This window comes from Paenibacillus sp. FSL R5-0473 (assembly GCF_038004565.1).
GTDB lineage: Bacteria > Bacillota > Bacilli > Paenibacillales > Paenibacillaceae > Paenibacillus > Paenibacillus amylolyticus.
The window spans coordinates 791,811-804,973 of record NZ_JBBORL010000001.1 but is presented as its reverse complement, the minus strand read 5'-3'; the positions used below and the strand labels follow the sequence as shown (position 1 = coordinate 804,973).

Here is a 13,163-nt window from a genome sequence, read left to right as displayed (position 1 = left end):
TCAATACATACAACCACTACAGACACTTCGGTTACTTGATTCCGCTGCTTCCGCCGCTAATGTTGGCTTCATAGACATAACGCTGTCCGAACAGATATACCAGCACCATCGGAATGGTGAGGAACAGGGAAGCAATCATCACAAGGTTCCATGGCGGCATCTGCCCGCCACCTACCGTAGTCAACAGCTGCACCCCAAGTGCCAGCGGCATTTTCTCCGGATCATTGATATAGATGAGCGGCCCCATGAAGTTGCCCCAGTTATAGGAGAATGAGAAGATCGCAATGGCCGCAAGTATCGGATAAGTCAGTGGCATGATGATCTTCCAGTAGATTCCCGGGTGTCCCATACCATCGATCATGGCCGCTTCATCCAGTGATTTTGGAATACTCATGACGAACTGCCGAATCAGGAATACGTTGAACGCTCCGGCGAAGAAACTCGGCACGATCAGCGGGTAGAATGTATTAATCCAGTCCAGATGACGGAAGATGATGAACTGCGGTACCATCGTCACCTCACCCGGAATCATCATCGTACTGAGCAACACAATAAACAGGAAACGGCTGCCTTTCGCTTTGATTCGGGCAAAGCCGTAGGATACGATCGAAGCTGATAATACCGATCCGACAATCGTAAAGACGGTAATGATGACCGAGTTTTTGAGATATGTTCCAAGATTGTTATTCGTGAAGATGGTATAAAAATTCGACCATTGGAACTCCATTGGAACAAAGGTAAAGGCTGATTTGACGGTTGTTGCGTCACTTGCCAGTGCAATGGAGATCATGTACAGGAAAGGCGAAGCAAGCAGCACCCCGACCAGAATCAGAAAAATATAGGATATCGTCTTCTCCACAGTCGATGGATTACTCATTGGCTTTTCCCTCCTCGTAGTGCACCCATAGCGCCGATGAACGGAATACAACAAGTGTCAACGCCATGATGATGATGAATAGTACCCAGGCAATCGCCGATGCATATCCCATTTTGTAGAATTGGAACGCATTCTGGAACAAATAGGGAACAACCATCTGACTTGAATTGTCAGGTCCCCCGGCAGTTACGATAAATACCTGCGCGAAGGTCTGGAGCGCTCCAATCATGCCGGTCACGAGATTGAAGAAAATGACGGGAGTTAGCATTGGGAATGTAATATGGAAGAACGATTGTGTACTCTTCGCTCCATCGATGGCAGCGGCCTCGTACAGCTCCTGTGGAATGCCTTTCATCCCTGCAAGCAGCAATACCACTCCACCACCCACACCCCATAAGGACATGAGAATCAATGCAGGCTTAACCCAGTTCGGATCAAGAAGCCAGGCAGGACCCTGGATACCGAAGATTGCAAGTGCCTGGTTGATCAATCCTTCCGTCGGTGCTAGCAAGTGGATGAAGAGCAATGAACTCGCAACCACCGGAACAACCGACGGCAGATAAAACAGAATACGGAAGAAGGTGATCCCTTTGATTTTTTTGTTCAGGTAATAGGCAATCCAGAGCGAGATCGACATGCCCAGTGGAATGGATATCAGTGCATAGAAGAATGTATTGCCGACGGATTTCCAGAAGATCGGATCATCGGTCAGTAACGTTTTGTAATTGTCGATACCGATGAATTCAGGGGACTGGAACAGATCCCAATTCGTGAAGCTCATATAGATGGAAAATAGGATCGGACCCAGAGTCAGCCCCAGAAACCCGATCAGCCAAGGCGAGATGAAGATGTAGAACCATTTCCCGTCCTTTTTTCTCACGTTAAGCCCTCCCATGACGCAGAGAGCAGATGGAACCCGCATTCTCGCCGATTCCACCTGTCCTGCTGTCGCTGCTATTTGTGCATGTTCAGAAAAATCCTCTATTTGTAGAGTCTTTCCAGTCCACTCTGAATTTCGGTTACGGTATCATCAAGCGAGGCTTTGTTGTTGAAGTAGACACCCAGCTTATCGTTAATGAGCTTCATCATTTCGTTCCATTGCGGGTTGAATGGTTCTGCATAGATCGTTGATTCACTGAACGCAGCCATGTTGATTTTTTTGCCGCCATATTCTGCGTTCAGGAATTCATCACTGGACAGACCGGCTTTGGTTGCAGGAGCATCCTGACCGGCTTTGACCATTGGCATCTGTGCTTCCGGTGTGGTCAGTGCTTCGATGACTTTGAAAGCTTCTTCCTTGTGTTTGGAAGCGTTGGTAATCGTTAACCCGTTAAAGAATGCGTTTGTTTCGCCCCATACCGGAGAGATATCCCAATTAATTCCTTCCACCTTGGCAAGTGAACCGATGTTCCAGAACCCTGTCGTTTCCATGGCGATCTTGCCTTGAGCGAACAGCGGATCAGCTCCAATATTCCCCATGTCGGCAATCTCGGTTGGCGTTGGTCCCGCACCGTGTGTGAAGGTCAGATCATTCATGAATTGTAATGCTTTCCGCACAGGCTCTGTATTGAAGGTTGGTTTGCCACTCTCATCGAACAGTGAGCCACCGTTCTGGTAGATCAGCTGCATCCATTGCGGCCACCAGCTACCGGGATAGTAACCCCATTGAGTCGTTTTGCCGTTCTCCTTCACCGTCAGCTTCTGAGCTGCCGCCATCAGATCATCCTGCGTCCAATCTTTGGTTGGGTATTCCACCCCAGCCTTGTCGAACAGATCTTTGTTATAAAAGAGGACCATCGCACCTGCACGATCCGGCAAACCAAATTGTTTGCCATCATACTTCATCAGGTTTGCGATATCATCGGAATAACGCTCGGACATGTTCACATTGTTCGCCTGAATCATGTCATCCAGCGGTATAATCTGATTCTTGGAGGCGTAAGCCTGATAGTTCTCGGCAATCATCATGATGTCCGGTGCCGTTCCTCCGGCGATCATGGTCTGTACCTTCTGGTCATAATCCCCTGCAACCACGTTCAGCTTCACGTTAATATCGGGATACGTCTGTTTCACAATGTCGAGTCGTTCCTGATAAATCTTCTTCTCATCCTCTGAGCCCCAGATTGTCATGCTCAAATCAACCTTGCCACCGGACTCGCCGGAAGAACCGTTTTTACTCCCGCTGCTACAGGCTGTCAGACCCATTACCATGACCAGCATCAATAACGAAATGACCTTTAAACTTCTTCTCATACGTTACGCCCCCTTGATATAATGAATGGATGACTACACTGAAACCCGTTTCATGAAATGGGTTTCATTAAGCTGAAACATAAAACCCGTTCCACTTTATGAAAGGGGTTTCATTCACGCACTCATTATATTTCACCCTTCGAGGAAATGTCAACGCTTTCTTTTCCAATTACAGGCCCCTTTATCTTGCAGCAGGTCCTGTACTTTGACGCACAATCAGCTCCGGTTGCAGAATGATCTGCTTCTTCGGTTTGCCTTGGTTAATCAACTCATGCAGCACATCCACAGCCTGTTTGCCAAGCTGATACGTGTTCTGGGATACGGTTGTCAGTTCCGGTATAACGGCACTGGCGAGCGGTGTATCATCAAAACCTACAATGGATATATCCTTCGGAATTGAGAGCCCATGCTCAATCGTCGATTTGATGGCGCCAATCGCTGTATTGTCATTGACACAGATAACTGCGGTAGGTGGATTGTCACGATCCAGTAGTTTGGACATCTCCCGTTTGCCGTCGTCGATGGAGAAGCTGCCGAGCAGTTGCCGTTCTTTTGGTATTTCGAGCCCATGCTCCCGAAGTTTCTTCTGCACAGCTCTGACCTTGACCATGGTGGTGGACAACTCTTTCAGACCGCCAACAAAGGCGATATCGCGATGCCCCAGTTCAAGCAAATGCTCAGCTGCAAGGGCTGCCCCTGCACCTTCATCCGTGTATACCCGGTGGAACCCACCTTTGGCAATATTGCCATTGACCAGCACGATCGGCATACGTTTGCCCATATCAATCAATTCCTGAGCCATGTCATCCGGACAGACCTGCATGTTAATACGCCCGCCGAGAAAAATAATCCCGTCTACCCGCTTCTCTCGCAGGATGGACAAATATTCAGATTCCCTGTTGTAGTCGCCTGCGGTATTGCACAGAAAGAAGGTATACCCCAATCCGCGAGCCTCATTCTCCGCGCCCCAGAACACTTCCGGGAAGAAGGGATTGGTAATGTCCGGCAGGATGATGGCAATGGTGCCCGTCTCTTTTTTGATCAGACTGCGCGCCTGCGCGTTGGGCTGAAACTGGTGTTTTTCAATGATGGACATAATCTTCTCTCGGGTGCTTGCACGCACAGGTGCCGTATCATTCAGTACTCGGGAGACCGTCGCTACAGATACATTTGCTTCTTTGGCGATGTCGTATATGGTGATCGGTGTCATAGCGGAACCTTCCTTTTTCTCTAATTTTCCCTATTTTCCCTGCTTATCATACCAGATAAGGAATGGCGATGAAATGGGTTTCATTGACGGGCGAATGATTTCACACTGAACCCATAGAAATTCCGGGTATAACATTCATACGTAAATTGTTCGTTGCATTACGCATTAGCGTCAATATATACAGGACATGTTTGCTTTTCTTTATTTCACCTTCTAATCTGCGTTTATGGTCCATATATTAAATTGTAAGCGAATTCATTGGAGATTAGAGGAGTGTGAACAACGTCATGATCATTCAAGTCAGTCCGCTGGCAGAAGCAAGACTTACTGAAAAGCTGGGAGATCGACCAGGCTATTTCAAATTGTTTTATGATACCGATGGATGCGGTTGTGACGGAATTGCGGTACTTCTGATCTTAAACGAGCCGGATAGCGATGATGTTACCGTAGAAGCGGGGTCGCTTCCCTTTGTAATCAACAAACAGCAGCAGATTTACTTTGAACCGTCTCTGCGTCTGCAATCCGAGCACAGTTTCCCTTCATTCCGACTGAGCAGCGATTCCATGATCTATGGCAGTAATGTCAAAGTCCATGATTTACGAGATACCGCAGACGTAGCCCCTCAGCCCACTGGATGGTTTGTACGATAAACGTTTAATTAGCACTATAATCAAAACCTCCCAAGCCCAGATGTCATGCGGGACGGGAGGTTTTTTAAGATTTTAATGAGTTTATTAGGCATTATTTTCGTAAACATTTCATGTGAGCTAACGTTTGTTGTCAGTTAAATATTACTAAGATTACTTCACAACAATTTCAATTGGGTTCATGGTCATAGAGATATCCGCGGTCATATCCACAATGAGATTTTGTTTCCCTTTTTTGGTTACTATAAACTCATCTTCAACCTCAACCACTTGACCTGACTTAAACTCAGTTACATATCCCACATCCGCATAATTACGCTGCTCGTTACTACCGGAGAAGGAAAAACGAATGATAGGTTTTCCATGAGATACTTCAACTGGTTTAATACCTGTATATTTTAAAATTCCTTTTACTTTCAGTGCCTCACCAGTACCTAAAACAGTTGGTGTTGTTACTTCGAGAATAAAATCAGATGTTACTACACGTTCAGTAATTGTATCTTCATTTTTTTCTTTTGGTGAACATCCCGCAAATATCATGGATACCACTAATACCAACATTAAGATGTTATTACTCATTTTATTAACTTTATATCACCTCTTTCATACTGAAGATGCTAATGGAATTATACTTACGCTATGAAAAGCGAATTACACTATTTGAGAGCAGCAATAATAATCCGATTTCCCCTTGCACTGAAAGTTCCTTCCTAATCTCCCCACCAGATTATTTTAGTCTTCGAGTCACCTTCCTCATGATACTTTAATTCAGTCTCTGCGGGAGTCTCTGAATGCTCAATAACTATGGGTATAGGAAAGCCTATGATCCGAACCCCTAATAATAAAACAAAGCTGATGACAAGAATTCCAAACAGGCCAATAATAATACGTTTCATTTGCACTTCTCCTTCAAAAGACAGGTGGAAAACTGTTCATTGATTTCCCTGAACTATCGTTTCCCGTTAATTGAATGCCCAATAGAATTAAAAGCAAACATTATTTCTGCTTCACAAACCAATTCATTGTTTACCATTGCGACGCCTATTCCTTTGACAATCTGTTTTTTAGTTCGGGTCACTTCAAATTCAAGATGAGTTGATCCTCTGGTTTTACTTGCTTGTTGAATCGACAATTATCAATACCAGTCAGTAACCCTATCTTATGGTTATTTCTGTCTACGTTGGACATAGCTATACCACCAACCTGTGCTAAAGCTTCTAAAATCAAGACTCCAGGTATGACAGGATAGTCGGGAAAGTGACCAAGGAAATATGATTCATTGAAAGTCACATTTTGATTCCAACGGCTTTCTTTCCCTCGACAATTTTTAAGATTCTATCGTCCAAAAGAAAGAGATATCTAAGAGGAATAAGCGCTTTAATTTGTTGTTTAAATTAAGCATGGATTTCCTCCTCAAATACTGGCTGATCACCATTCTAATGTCATCTGGAGAACTCAGCCATTATTAAAGTATCTTTCCCGCTAGCTGAACAAAAGCAGCCGATCAGGTTGATCGACTGCTGTCTGAGGTTTATTGAGCTACCGTATACTTTTAGTGTAACAAACGACTGATATCATTTGACACTTCAGTATCATCGAAAACCGAAATGCTTTTCAAATTCCAATAACATCTGATCTTTATTGGACTGAGATGTTCTCATAAACCATTTTAATTGATACTGCTCTGCTTGTTGCAGGTAATGATTCGATGCTCGAACCACCGTGTTTAATGTTTCGTCCCGTGCACGTTGTGGATCTGATAAATTAGGGAACACATCCTCCATGCCTCTCAGATGATCTCGATCCAGATACTCCGCTCGAATTAGGTCATCTTCTGCAAACATATAAACAACGCGGTTGGGGTTAACAATCTCCCTTAGATAAGCAGGTTCCATAAAAGTATCTACTACGATTGGCTTCTCTTTCCCCATCTGTAACAAATCCAAAATAATAAACTCAACGCTTTCATCAAACACTGAATTTAACCAGTGACTTCTATCGTTCCCACGCCCTAAAAAGAACCATTCCCAATCAATGAAGTGTCGTAAAATTGCTGGATGATCCTGCGGATTAGCCTTTTTTTGATAATCGAAAGTGTGGTCATCTGAGGAATAATAATTCATATCCCATTTTGAAGAAAGTAACTTTGTCATCGTGCTTTTGCCGCCACAAGGGCCTCCACATATCCAATAAACGTGATCTAAATATTGTCTTAATAGTCGGTCTGAAATTTTCATTGTACAACCATCCCCTTGTATAAGATTGTTTCTTAAAAGGGAGAATGTCTCTTTTTATTTGCATTAAATGTCCAGGTCGCTGGCATTGCCACACCGCCTTTCCGATCTTAATTGTCTGAACAATTTATTCCTCGGAATCGCTTTTCACAAAGTAGTTGCCGTGAGAAAAAATCTGTTTGGTATCAGCAGTTAAATGATCTAAGTTATCCACCGTTTCCTTCTCGGAAATGAAGGCATCTTTCTCGGGTACCCTATTAAATGTTCCGAATGATGTCGTTATACCACTGACATTTTCTAGAGCTCTATTAATTTCCTCTTCTGATAATTTTACTTCAGGACCAAAATCCGGATAGTTCGGGTTAGCCGCTTTAGCATCATCATAATAATTACTCGCATAAATACTTAAAGCAGTCACTGCCGAAACAGTCATTAATAATGCCGTACTGATAAAGAATTTTTTCATTGGTGGTCACTCCTCAATCGTTTCTATAGAATGGGACCTGTGTTTTAGTAGAAACCAGATAAAACATCGACTGATCTGTATACTGCAAAGCGTGAATCGGTGTACCTTTAGTGACTTCACCTGTCAATGTATTGATTTCTAGTGGCTCTACTAAAACCTTCCATCCATTTTCGCTTTCGAAAATTTTATACGGGAGTGGTGGTGACTGTTCGTAGTCTTGTCCTGCATACTTTTGAACTACATAAAATTGAACTTCATCCGTGTTGATTTGTTTGCTTTCCACAATTTCATATCCTGTAGTTGGATTGGTTTTAAAATCCTTCACATATCCTTCTTCACGACTTTTCTCATCCAAATAATTGGTATCTTTAGAATAGAACATCATTCCTTCAACATCCCTAGCAATGTAAGCCTGAAAGTACTCCGTTGCCGCTTCCATCGGAGTTTGGGCTACGACTCTTTCCGCAGTAGTAGTCGATGCTACTAAAATAGAACCAGCAACAACACTGGCAAGTAAAAGCAATACTAATCCTTTTCGTTTCATGGATTGAGAACTCCTTTTTAGTGATAGAGTTGATAGAGTTGGTAATAGCGATCAAATTTTCTTTGAGATCTATTTAGTATAACGCATCGAATTATTGGAAAGTTTTTATATTTATGAGAAATATGTTTACATCTATCTTTTAGCCTCTTTATCCAAACACTTCTTTACGCCCACCTAACTTAATGTTAGATTTTATAACATATTATTATGAAAGCGAGTGGGTTGAAGATGGATCTGCAACAGTTATTGAATATCCCCATTCTCTCCAAAGCAAAGGTTATTGCAGGACATCGCGGACTAGATCGCTTGGTGCAATCAATTAATATTATGGATGCGCCAGATATTGTCCAATTCCTGAAGGCGGGAGATATGCTGCTGACCAACGGTTATATCTTGAAAGAGCGTCCTGATGCTCATCTTGCATTCATTACAGACATGCATACTATTGGCTGTGCGGCGCTTGCTGTCAAGACTCAGCGTTTCTCTCTTGAATTATCTCCGCAACTGCTTGAGACAGCCGACAGGCTGGGCTTCCCAATCATCGAACTGTCTGAGATTGACAATACACTCGGTGAGATATTTCAACATTCGATTAGTGCCATCCTTCAGAATAAAACCCATGAGCTACATTATGCCTTGTCTATTCACAAGCAATTTTCCACGATGGTCATGCAGGGAAAAGGCATACCATCCATCGTAGATACGTTGTCTCAACTGCTATCCTCACCTGTACTACTGCTTGGTTCGAAGAAGCAGATTACGGCAAGCTCCCATTATGCACAACAGATGGATGACCTGTCTCTTGCCGCGCCCATACTGACATTTATAGATGAGCACCCTTCCTTCCACACCGCAATCTCGATCTGCCTGCTTACTGCTGATAAATATCGACACGCCGAGCTTCATCCCATCTTCACGGATCGGCACGAGGGTTATTTGATCGCACTATACGACAGTTCCGCAACCTCTAAACTCTCCACTCTGGCACTGGAGCAAGCCGTCAATGTGATCGGTCTCGAGTTAACCAAGAAGCAAGCCGTCAAGGAGCGCTCCCGCCGTTACAAAAATGAATATTTCTCCGATCTCATTCAGGGTTTCATTCGTTCGGAACAAGAAGCGCTGCATCGCGGCAAGAAATATGGGCTGCAAGCCAAAGGAAGTTCTGTTCTCATCGTTGCCAAAAAGGATGAATCCTTAGCGGGCATACCTAAGCAGAACTCTACTCCCTCTGGGGAAGAGCGATTCATCTCGGAACGAGACGCTAATTATGAGCTGATTAAACAGGAATTCGCCAGATTGGATCTCTCCTTTGTCATGTTTACTAAGAACGACCAGTTCGGCATACTCGTCTTTTTGGCTGAAACGTCTTGGGACGAACACACCGTTGTTCAGCAGCTTGAGCGGATGGCGATCAATCTGTATACAGAGTCGCAGCTCAGCCTATCCTTCGGCATAGGTAATTCCTACACGAATGTATTGGATATTGGACTCTCCTATAAAGAAGCAGTCAAGGCGCTCCAGTCCGGCTATCAGATGCGAAAGACCCGCTTCGCTCATTCCTATCAAACCATGGATATAAGCCGTCTGCTGCGCATGATTCCCCACGATGAGATGCTGCAGTTCCATCATGAAACCTTTAAGCCCTTCAACGACCGAGATCCAAACGAGCGCAACGAACTGATGAAAACCTTGTCCTCCTTCTATGAGAATCATTGCCAGATCGTCGATACAGCCAAAGAGCTCTTTGTACATCGCAATACAGTGATCTATAGGTTGGAGAAATGCGAGAAACTAACCGGCAGGAACATTAAGGACCCAATGGAGAGCCTTCGCTTCCGACTTGCCTTCGCACTTGAGTCCCTTTTGAATGTTAATCCAGCCCCTAGTGAAGCTAATCATACGTCTTAAATCGAGAACGTGTCATGTATAATGACACGTTCTTTTGTTTTCTTTTCATATTCAATTCACGTTCAATCTTCATTTGTGCATTTTAACTGATTTAATTCTATTTTTATGTTCAGAGTAACTAATGACAATGATGCAAACAGTCTATATGATTAGGAATATATCCATTAATGTCATGTTAATTAACATCAAATTACATCAAGAAACGAAAAAACATCAGGCTGTAGGAAAGGGGCTACCTATCATGGCTATACAAATACAAGGCGTATCCAAATCATTTGTCAGTGCAACCGGAGAAGATATTCAGGTCCTGGCTGAGGTTTCGATGCAAATCAAGAAACAGGAGTTCTTCAGTATCGTGGGACCGAGCGGTTGCGGCAAAAGTACGATTTTCAATATTATCGCAGGTCTGCTTAAGCCGACAAATGGGAAGGTTATCGTCTGTGGCGAAGAGATCGATCAGACCACCGGACATGTCGGTTATATGATGCAGAAGGACCTGTTACTTCCTTGGAGAAGCATCCTGGACAATGTCACGCTAGGCTTGGAAGTGAAGGGCATGTCCAAAAAGGATCGCGGCGATATTGCCATGGATTATCTGGATCGCTATGGCCTGGCCTCATTCGCAGAAGCCTATCCCTCCACACTATCAGGCGGTATGCGCCAACGTGTAGCCCTCATTCGTACCCTCGTTACCCAGCCCGATATTATATTACTGGATGAACCCTTCTCCGCACTTGATTATCAGACCAGACTCATTCTGGAGGATGAGATCTTGTCTATCCTGAAATCCGAGGGCAAGACAGGCGTCCTGATCACGCATGACATTGAGGAAGCCATCGCCATCTCCGACCGCATTGCCGTTATGAGTAAACGACCAACAACTGTGAAGCAGGTGTATGACATTGGTCTCGCCTCGCAATATGGCTCAGCACTGAAAGCCCGCTCCGACCAGAAGTTCAAACAGTATTTTGAATCGATCTGGTCAGAGCTTGATATCCAAATGGGGAGGATCAGCTAATGAAGAGCACATCACCTGAAATTACCCTTGCCGGAAAGCCTGCTGGAGTTGCGAAAAGCAAACGCAGACAGCCCACCTTCTCCAAAGAATGGCTGATGACGATGCTGTGGCGGTTCATTATTGTAGCGGTCATCCTGGTGATCTGGGAATCCGCCGTTCGTCTGAAACTTGTTAACGGATTCCTCATGGGATCACCAAGCGCCATTCTTGATGCCGCCATCACCATGGCTAGCTCAGGACAACTGCTTACAGACGCGTTTGCAACGGTGAATGCCACCGTTATCGGCTTTGTAGCCGGAAGCTTAATCGGATCATTGGCAGGACTGCTCATGTGGTATTCCAAGTCCGTTGCCCGTGTACTCGATCCATTCATTGTAGCGATGAACGGTATTCCGAAGATCGCACTTGCTCCCATGATTATCATCTGGTTTGGCTCAGGCATCTTCTCCAAAATTGCTCTGGCCTCCGTGGCGACATTTATCGTCGCGCTATTATCCGCCTACCAAGCGACGCATCAAATCGACGAATCCCAGATTAATCTGATGAAATCCTTCGGTGCAAAGAAATCACAAATTTTCCGCAAAATTATCGTTCCTTCCTCTCTGCCATGGATCATCTCGGCCTTCCGGATCAATATCGGTTTGGCACTGGTGTCTGTTGTAGGTGGAGAATTCATCTCTTCAGATAAAGGACTTGGACACATGGTATTCGTCGAAGGTAACCTGTTCAACCTTCCGGCCGTATGGGTCGGCGTGTTCATGCTTATGCTGGTCGCCATGCTCCTCTACACCTGTGTCGGTTATATCGAATCCCGTCTCCTTCCATGGAATGACAACAAGACCAGCAGCAAATCCACATCTGTATAGCTGACCTACAACGATTAAAGGGGACTGATGACTAATGCGTACATTCAAAAAGATAGCTTTTCTAGCAACGATGACGGTTATTTTGACTACACTGCTCAGTGCATGCGGAAGCAATGCCACAACACCCGCGAGTGGTGCAGGTGCATCTAATAGCGGGGGGCAAGCAAATACGCAGGTGGACAAAATTATGGTCTCCGAGGTGTATCACAACCTGCTCTACCTTCCCTTGTATGTAGCGAACAACCAAGGTTTTCTAGAGGAGAATCGCATTGAGCTATCTTCCATCCGTGCTGCCGGAAGCGGTCCAACAGCATTGTCTTCGGTGATCTCAGGCGAGTCGGCGTTCTCCTTCCATGGTCCTGAGCATGTCGCATTTGCTAATGCAAAGGGCGGAGATGCTCGCTCACTGGTCCTTCTATCCGGCAGTGCTCCAGTATGGGCAGTTGCGCGAGAAGGAGTAACCGTGAACTCGACAGCGGATTTCAAAGGTAAAACCATCGTTGTGGGCTTGGCACCTACAAGTTCGAACAGCTTACTGCAGAAACTATTCGCTGACAATAACATCGATATCGACAAGGATGTGACGATCACTGAGGTTCAGAATGGCTCCGAGCTTGGTGCTGTATTAGCCGGCAAAGCCGACATTGCCATCGTTTACGAGCCGCAGCTGGATCAAGGCATTGCTGAGGGACTGCATATTGTCCATGATTTTACGAAGGATTATCCTGACTTTGCCTTTGCAACCATGAATACAACTGCAAGCTTCATTGAAAAGAATCCTGATCTCACCCAGCGCTTTGTCACCTCTATTGAGCAAGCTCTGGACTACATTCAATCGAATCCTGAAGGCGCAAAAGCAGTTGCCGTGAAGGAATTTCCGAATCTGGACAAAAACGTCGTGGAGCAAGCGGTACAACGCATGATCGACAGCAAGGTATATCCTGCGGAGGGGCTCATCAATGAATCAGCCTTCGAGACCGCAATCGACATGCAACGCTTCATCGGCAATCTGAAGGAAGACCTCGCTTACGAGGAGATTATCGATTCAAGCTTCACCACCAAATAGAGAGAGAAAGGGTGATTACTCTGAACCAGGACGACTATCTCACACACCGCCGTACAGAAAGCGCCAAATATGCG

14 protein-coding genes and 1 pseudogene are annotated in these 13,163 nt (G+C 44.9%); 5 read left to right on the top strand and 10 right to left on the bottom strand.

Annotation, left to right across the window (positions count from 1 at the left end):
- Positions 1 to 31 precede the first annotated feature (31 nt).
- From MKY28_RS03580 to MKY28_RS03565, 4 genes are all read right to left on the bottom strand, one after another.
- Positions 32 to 877, bottom strand: coding sequence for a carbohydrate ABC transporter permease (locus MKY28_RS03580; RefSeq protein WP_017687022.1), 846 nt, complete (start codon positions 875 to 877; stop codon positions 32 to 34).
- Positions 870 to 1,757, bottom strand: a complete 888-nt coding sequence (locus MKY28_RS03575) for a carbohydrate ABC transporter permease (RefSeq protein WP_036668619.1) — start codon at positions 1,755 to 1,757, stop codon at positions 870 to 872. The genes MKY28_RS03580 and MKY28_RS03575 overlap by 8 nt, the downstream gene beginning before the upstream one ends.
- 101 nt (positions 1,758 to 1,858) lie before the next feature.
- Positions 1,859 to 3,130, bottom strand: coding sequence for an ABC transporter substrate-binding protein (locus tag MKY28_RS03570; RefSeq protein ID WP_076252824.1), 1,272 nt, complete (start codon positions 3,128 to 3,130; stop codon positions 1,859 to 1,861).
- Positions 3,131 to 3,311: 181 nt separating this feature from the next.
- Entirely contained in the window at positions 3,312 to 4,340 is a 1,029-nt protein-coding gene (locus MKY28_RS03565; protein WP_036617286.1) for a LacI family DNA-binding transcriptional regulator, read from the bottom strand.
- Positions 4,341 to 4,627: 287 nt separating this feature from the next.
- Here MKY28_RS03565 and MKY28_RS03560 point away from each other — a divergent pair, with 287 nt between their 5' ends.
- Complete coding sequence (locus MKY28_RS03560; protein ID WP_017687018.1) at positions 4,628 to 4,990, top strand: iron-sulfur cluster biosynthesis family protein; 363 nt, start codon at positions 4,628 to 4,630, stop codon at positions 4,988 to 4,990.
- 150 nt (positions 4,991 to 5,140) lie between these two features.
- Here MKY28_RS03560 and MKY28_RS03555 read toward each other — a convergent pair whose 3' ends face one another.
- The 6 genes and pseudogenes from MKY28_RS03555 to MKY28_RS03530 all read right to left on the bottom strand — a co-directional run bounded on the left by MKY28_RS03555 (position 5,141) and on the right by MKY28_RS03530 (position 8,231).
- Positions 5,141 to 5,566 carry a hypothetical protein gene (locus MKY28_RS03555; protein WP_340934937.1) on the bottom strand — a complete coding sequence of 142 codons (426 nt, stop codon included), beginning with the start codon at positions 5,564 to 5,566 and terminating at the stop codon, positions 5,141 to 5,143.
- 131 nt (positions 5,567 to 5,697) lie between these two features.
- Positions 5,698 to 5,883, bottom strand: coding sequence for a hypothetical protein (locus MKY28_RS03550; protein ID WP_100529189.1), 186 nt, complete (start codon positions 5,881 to 5,883; stop codon positions 5,698 to 5,700).
- A gap of 53 nt (positions 5,884 to 5,936) precedes the next feature.
- Positions 5,937 to 6,369 (bottom strand): annotated as a pseudogene (gene fabZ / locus MKY28_RS03545) (3-hydroxyacyl-ACP dehydratase FabZ).
- 210 nt (positions 6,370 to 6,579) lie between these two features.
- Positions 6,580 to 7,224 (bottom strand): hypothetical protein, encoded by a 645-nt coding sequence (locus MKY28_RS03540; RefSeq protein ID WP_340934935.1) that lies wholly within the window; start codon positions 7,222 to 7,224, stop codon positions 6,580 to 6,582.
- 124 nt (positions 7,225 to 7,348) lie between these two features.
- Entirely contained in the window at positions 7,349 to 7,687 is a 339-nt protein-coding gene (locus tag MKY28_RS03535) for a hypothetical protein (RefSeq protein WP_340934933.1), read from the bottom strand.
- A 13-nt stretch (positions 7,688 to 7,700) separates the two neighbouring features.
- The gene (locus MKY28_RS03530) at positions 7,701 to 8,231 is read right to left on the bottom strand and encodes a hypothetical protein (RefSeq protein ID WP_340934931.1); all 531 of its coding nucleotides are present in this window, start codon (positions 8,229 to 8,231) and stop codon (positions 7,701 to 7,703) included.
- Positions 8,232 to 8,459: 228 nt separating this feature from the next.
- On the opposite strand from MKY28_RS03530, the gene MKY28_RS03525 reads away from it, so the two are divergent.
- From MKY28_RS03525 to MKY28_RS03510, 4 genes are all read left to right on the top strand, one after another.
- Positions 8,460 to 10,139, top strand: coding sequence for a PucR family transcriptional regulator (locus MKY28_RS03525; RefSeq protein WP_340934929.1), 1,680 nt, complete (start codon positions 8,460 to 8,462; stop codon positions 10,137 to 10,139).
- Positions 10,140 to 10,380: 241 nt separating this feature from the next.
- The gene (locus MKY28_RS03520) at positions 10,381 to 11,157 is read left to right on the top strand and encodes an ABC transporter ATP-binding protein (RefSeq protein ID WP_036617567.1); all 777 of its coding nucleotides are present in this window, start codon (positions 10,381 to 10,383) and stop codon (positions 11,155 to 11,157) included.
- Positions 11,157 to 12,023, top strand: a complete 867-nt coding sequence (locus MKY28_RS03515; protein ID WP_127549961.1) for an ABC transporter permease — start codon at positions 11,157 to 11,159, stop codon at positions 12,021 to 12,023. The genes MKY28_RS03520 and MKY28_RS03515 overlap by 1 nt, the downstream gene beginning before the upstream one ends.
- A 34-nt stretch (positions 12,024 to 12,057) precedes the next feature.
- On the top strand, positions 12,058 to 13,089 hold the full coding sequence (locus MKY28_RS03510; protein ID WP_340934925.1) for an ABC transporter substrate-binding protein: 1,032 nt from the start codon (positions 12,058 to 12,060) through the stop codon (positions 13,087 to 13,089).
- Positions 13,090 to 13,163: the final 74 nt, after the last annotated feature.

Excerpts from the sequence above, each read along its gene's own strand:
- MKY28_RS03580 (WP_017687022.1), bottom strand. The coding sequence starts at position 877 with ATGAGTAATCCATCGACTGTGGAGAAGACGATATCCTATATTTTTCTG.
- MKY28_RS03570 (WP_076252824.1), bottom strand. The coding sequence starts at position 3,130 with ATGAGAAGAAGTTTAAAGGTCATTTCGTTATTGATGCTGGTCATGGTA.
- MKY28_RS03565 (WP_036617286.1), bottom strand. The coding sequence starts at position 4,340 with ATGACACCGATCACCATATACGACATCGCCAAAGAAGCAAATGTATCT.
- MKY28_RS03560 (WP_017687018.1), top strand. The coding sequence starts at position 4,628 with ATGATCATTCAAGTCAGTCCGCTGGCAGAAGCAAGACTTACTGAAAAG.
- MKY28_RS03555 (WP_340934937.1), bottom strand. The coding sequence starts at position 5,566 with ATGAGTAATAACATCTTAATGTTGGTATTAGTGGTATCCATGATATTT.
- MKY28_RS03550 (WP_100529189.1), bottom strand. The coding sequence starts at position 5,883 with ATGAAACGTATTATTATTGGCCTGTTTGGAATTCTTGTCATCAGCTTT.
- MKY28_RS03540 (WP_340934935.1), bottom strand. The coding sequence starts at position 7,224 with ATGAAAATTTCAGACCGACTATTAAGACAATATTTAGATCACGTTTAT.
- MKY28_RS03535 (WP_340934933.1), bottom strand. The coding sequence starts at position 7,687 with ATGAAAAAATTCTTTATCAGTACGGCATTATTAATGACTGTTTCGGCA.
- MKY28_RS03530 (WP_340934931.1), bottom strand. The coding sequence starts at position 8,231 with ATGAAACGAAAAGGATTAGTATTGCTTTTACTTGCCAGTGTTGTTGCT.
- MKY28_RS03525 (WP_340934929.1), top strand. The coding sequence starts at position 8,460 with ATGGATCTGCAACAGTTATTGAATATCCCCATTCTCTCCAAAGCAAAG.
- MKY28_RS03520 (WP_036617567.1), top strand. The coding sequence starts at position 10,381 with ATGGCTATACAAATACAAGGCGTATCCAAATCATTTGTCAGTGCAACC.
- MKY28_RS03515 (WP_127549961.1), top strand. The coding sequence starts at position 11,157 with ATGAAGAGCACATCACCTGAAATTACCCTTGCCGGAAAGCCTGCTGGA.
- MKY28_RS03510 (WP_340934925.1), top strand. The coding sequence starts at position 12,058 with ATGCGTACATTCAAAAAGATAGCTTTTCTAGCAACGATGACGGTTATT.